This window comes from Kitasatospora sp. NPDC059571 (assembly GCF_042735675.1).
Lineage (GTDB): Bacteria > Actinomycetota > Actinomycetes > Streptomycetales > Streptomycetaceae > Kitasatospora.
In genome coordinates this window covers 1-3639 of record NZ_JBHWBW010000645.1, presented here as the reverse complement: position 1 = coordinate 3639, position 3639 = coordinate 1, and the positions used below count along the sequence as shown (strand labels likewise).

At 77.4% G+C, this 3639-nt stretch carries 6 protein-coding genes; 5 read left to right on the top strand and 1 reads right to left on the bottom strand.

Annotated features, from left to right (window positions below):
* From ACFV0G_RS37180 to ACFV0G_RS37170, 3 genes are all read left to right on the top strand, one after another.
* Positions 1-375, top strand: a 375-nt coding sequence (locus tag ACFV0G_RS37180; protein ID WP_380557564.1) for a TSUP family transporter, incomplete at its 5' end; no start/stop codon positions are given.
* A gap of 65 nt (positions 376-440) precedes the next feature.
* Positions 441-1022, top strand: a complete 582-nt coding sequence (locus ACFV0G_RS37175; RefSeq protein WP_380557561.1) for a rhodanese-like domain-containing protein — start codon at positions 441-443, stop codon at positions 1020-1022.
* A 313-nt stretch (positions 1023-1335) separates the two neighbouring features.
* Positions 1336-1602, top strand: a complete 267-nt coding sequence (locus ACFV0G_RS37170) for a metal-sensitive transcriptional regulator (RefSeq protein WP_380557558.1) — start codon at positions 1336-1338, stop codon at positions 1600-1602.
* Positions 1603-1635: 33 nt separating this feature from the next.
* Here ACFV0G_RS37170 and ACFV0G_RS37165 read toward each other — a convergent pair whose 3' ends face one another.
* Positions 1636-2313 carry a helix-turn-helix domain-containing protein gene (locus tag ACFV0G_RS37165; protein WP_380557555.1) on the bottom strand — a complete coding sequence of 226 codons (678 nt, stop codon included), beginning with the start codon at positions 2311-2313 and terminating at the stop codon, positions 1636-1638.
* Between the two features lie 161 nt (positions 2314-2474).
* Here ACFV0G_RS37165 and ACFV0G_RS37160 point away from each other — a divergent pair, with 161 nt between their 5' ends.
* Together ACFV0G_RS37160 and ACFV0G_RS37155 are read left to right on the top strand one after the other, a co-directional pair.
* A complete protein-coding gene (locus tag ACFV0G_RS37160) occupies positions 2475-3338 on the top strand; it encodes a hypothetical protein (RefSeq protein ID WP_380557552.1) in 864 nt (287 codons plus the stop codon).
* Positions 3339-3425: 87 nt separating this feature from the next.
* The gene (locus ACFV0G_RS37155) at positions 3426-3608 is read left to right on the top strand and encodes an antitoxin (protein WP_380557549.1); all 183 of its coding nucleotides are present in this window, start codon (positions 3426-3428) and stop codon (positions 3606-3608) included.
* The last annotated feature ends 31 nt before the right edge of the window (positions 3609-3639 follow it).

The window sequence follows — 3639 nt, the reverse complement described above, 5'->3', positions numbered from 1 at the left end:
GGCGGACCGGCCCCCGCCGGCCGGGCGGCCGCGACCGGCGCGGGCCTGGGCGCCGTCACCGGACTGCTCGGCGTCGGCGGCGGCTTCCTCGCGGTGCCCGCCCTGGTCGCCGTCCTGGCCGTGCCCATGGCCGAGGCGGTCGGCACCAGCCTGCTGGTGATCTCCACCAACGCAGTCTCCGCGCTGGTCCCCCGGCTCGGCGCCACCGGCGGCCTGGACTGGGCCGTGGTCGCACCGTTCACCGGCGCCGCGATCCTCGGCGCCTGGGACGGCAAGCGGCTGGCCGACCGGCTCTCCGGCCGGACCCTGCAGCGGGTCTTCGCGACGGTGCTGCTCGCCGTGGCCGCACTGATGCTGCTCGACGCCCTGCGCTGACCCGCCCCCTCTGCTCCCGCGCCGCCACCCCCGGGCGCCGCGGTCCTCTCCCCCGAAAGGCCCCCATGTCCACCACGCTCACCGCGGCCCGTCTCCACGCCGACCTCGACCGGCTCACCGTCGTCGACGTCCGCTCGCCCGGCGAGTTCGCCGCCGGCCACCTCCCCGGCGCGCACAACGTGCCGCTCGACCTGCTGCACCTCGCCGTCCCCGCCCTGCGCGCCGCGGCCGCACGCGGCCCGCTCGCCGTGGTCTGCGCCTCCGGCAACCGGTCCGCGACCGCCTGCGAACGGCTCGCCGCCGAGGGCGTCAGCGCCCTCGGGCTGGCCGGCGGGACCTCGGCCTGGGCGGCCGCGGGCCTCCCGCTGCACCGGCCGGCCGGCGCCCGGGCGGTCTGGGCGATGGACCGCCAGGTCCGGTTCGCCGCCGGTTCGCTGGTGCTGGCGGGCCTGTTCACCGGCCGCCTGCTGCGGCCGGGTGCCCGCTGGCTGTCCGCCGCGGTCGCCGGCGGCCTGGTGTTCTCCGCCGCGACGGACACCTGCGCCATGGGCAACGTGCTCGGCCGGCTCCCGCACAACCGCCCGCGCACCACCACCGCGGACCTCGCGGCCACCCTCACCGCCCTGCAGGGCCAGGCCGGTCGCTGATGCCCGCCGCGACGGGGCCGCGGCCTCGTCGCACCGTTCCGGGCGGGCCCCGGGGCGAGGCGCGAGCGGGCGATCGAGCAGCTCCGGACCCGCGGCCCTACCGAGCTCGACCTCCGTGACGCACCGGGGCGACCGAGGGCCCGCCGGCGCGGAGGCGGGGCCGTGCTCCGGGGCCGGCCCGGAGCACGGGAATACCCCACCTGGTATCAGGGTTGCGATCGGTGCGGCACCGCCGCGCCCGCTCCGGGCCGGACGCCGCCGATACCCCCTCGGGTACGATGAACGGCCCGTACACAGTGTGAAGAGGTGCCAGATGCAGGTCGACGAGGACGCGGTCGGTGCGGTGCTCAACCGGCTCCGCCGGGCGCAGGGCCAGCTCTCCGGCGTCATCGCGATGATCGAGGCCGGCCGCGACTGCAAGGACGTGGTCACCCAGCTCGCGGCGGTGTCCCGGGCGCTGGACCGGGCGGGCTTCAAGATCGTGGCCAGCGGCATGCGCCAGTGCATGGCCGCGGCGGACGGCGACGCCCCGCCGATGAGCGAGGCCGAGCTGGAGAAGCTCTTCCTCGCGCTGGCCTGACGCCCTCCCCGACCGCCGGGCCCGGTGCCGCCGTCAGGCGACCACGATCCGGCGGCCGGTGAGCCGGTCGGGCGTCACCCGCACCCAGAGCGGGCGGCCCGCTCCGGCCCACGGCCCGAGCGGGTGGTCCGCCTGCAGCCGGGCCACCTCCGCGGCGTCCTCGACGGCCGCCGCGGCGCCCACCACGAGCACGCTCCAGCCGCTGCTCATCGCCTCGTTCACCCGGTCGACCTGGAACGAGACCGGCACCCCGGGCCGCGGCGCGGCCGGGCCGTGCGGGTCCGTCCGGTAGACCACCGTTCCGGCGTCCACCGCGTAGTTCACCGGCAGCACCAGCGGCGCGGGGTCGGCCGGCACCGCGATCCGGCCCACCCCGTGGCCGCCGAGCCGGTCCCAGCACTCGTCCTCGGTGAGACGCACCAGCGCCGGGTGCGCGGCGGCCGGATGCTGCCCGGGCGGCGCGTCCGGGCGCCCGGCGACCAGTTCCGGATAGCCGGTGCCGAGCACCGCGGCGATCCGCAGGAACCCGGCCGGGTCGAACTCCGGGCCGGTCTGCAGCAGGTACCGCAGATAGCCCGGGGCCATCCCGGCCTTGGCCGCGAGTTCGTCCTGGGTCAGCCCGAGCCGGGTGCGGCGGGCCGCGATCCGTTCGGCGATGCCGGCGATGTCCGGCCCGGCCCCGCTCCCGGCGGCGGTCGGCTCGTTCCCCATGGGCTCCTCCTCGGTCGGGCGCGGGCTGCGGCGCCGCGGGCACTTCCAGCATCCGCCCCGTCCGCGTCCGGGGCACGGGCCGAAGGCCTCGCAGCGGCCGGAGCCCGCCCGGACGGCCGCACCGCGGCGTGTACCGCTCCGGCACCGGGTATGCGGTCGGCGTGGGATTCCTTCGCAGAACGAACGGGCCTGACGAACCGGACCGGCCGCCGGGCGAACCCGCCGGACCGCCGCTGGACGCGGACGCGGCGGCCGGTGAACTCGCCGCCCTGACCGAGGAGATGGAGGAGGGCACCGCCACCGCGCGGCGGCGCGCCGTGGCCCGGGCCGCGACGCTGGTCCGCTCCACCGCGCGCACCCTGCGGCGCGGCGGTGCCGCGACCGCCCGCGGCACCCTGATCGGCAGCCGGGCGATGACCGACCGGCTGCTGACCACCGCGCCGCGGATCCCCGTCCGCAGCCTGGCCACCCTGCGCGCCCAGCACCCCGGGGCGCAGGACCCGGAGGCACTGGCCGACCTGCTGGTCGCCGGCGCGCGGCGGGCGTCCGCCGCGGTCGGCGCGGGGATCGGGGCGGCCGCGATGCTGCCCGTGCCGCCCGCCATGGCGGTGGAGATCGCCTCCGAGACGCTGGTGGTGGCAGCGGTCGAGATCAAGCTGATCGCCGAACTCCACCAGGTCTACGGCTTCCCGGCGGAGGGCAGCCGGGCGCAGCGGACCACGGCGTACGTGACCGCGTGGGCCGACCGGCGGGGCATCGACGGCTCGGTCGCGCTGCACCCCACGGGGCTGGTGGCGGTGGCCGGGCTGGCGGTCGGGTCGGAGGTGCGGCACAAGGTGGGCAAGCGGCTGACCCGCAGCACCCTGCGCAAGCTGCCGTCGCTGACCCCGCTGCTGATCGGGGCCGGCCTGGGGGCACGGCTGAACCGCCGGGACACCATGCGCCTGGCGGCCCGGGTCCGGCGCGACCTGCGGGAGCGGACGGCGCCCGATCCCGGCTACTGGGAGGCCGCCGCACCGCAGTGACCTGCCGCGACGGGAGGCGCTCAGGATGTGAAACCGGCCGGACTTCGGGATGCTGGGTACGACCGGCATCCTGAAGGAGGAACGCCCATGTCCATGCTCGACAAGCTCAAAGGCATGCTCAAAGGACACGAGGACACGGCCCGCCAGGGCGTCGAGAAGGCAGGCGACACCCTCGACGCGAAGACCGGCAACAAGTACCAGAGCCAAGTGGACACCGCGCAGCAGAAGATCGACGACCAGCTCGGCAACCAGCCGACCGAGGAGCGGTAGCTGCCGAGGCGCCCGGGGCCCCGCCGTGCGG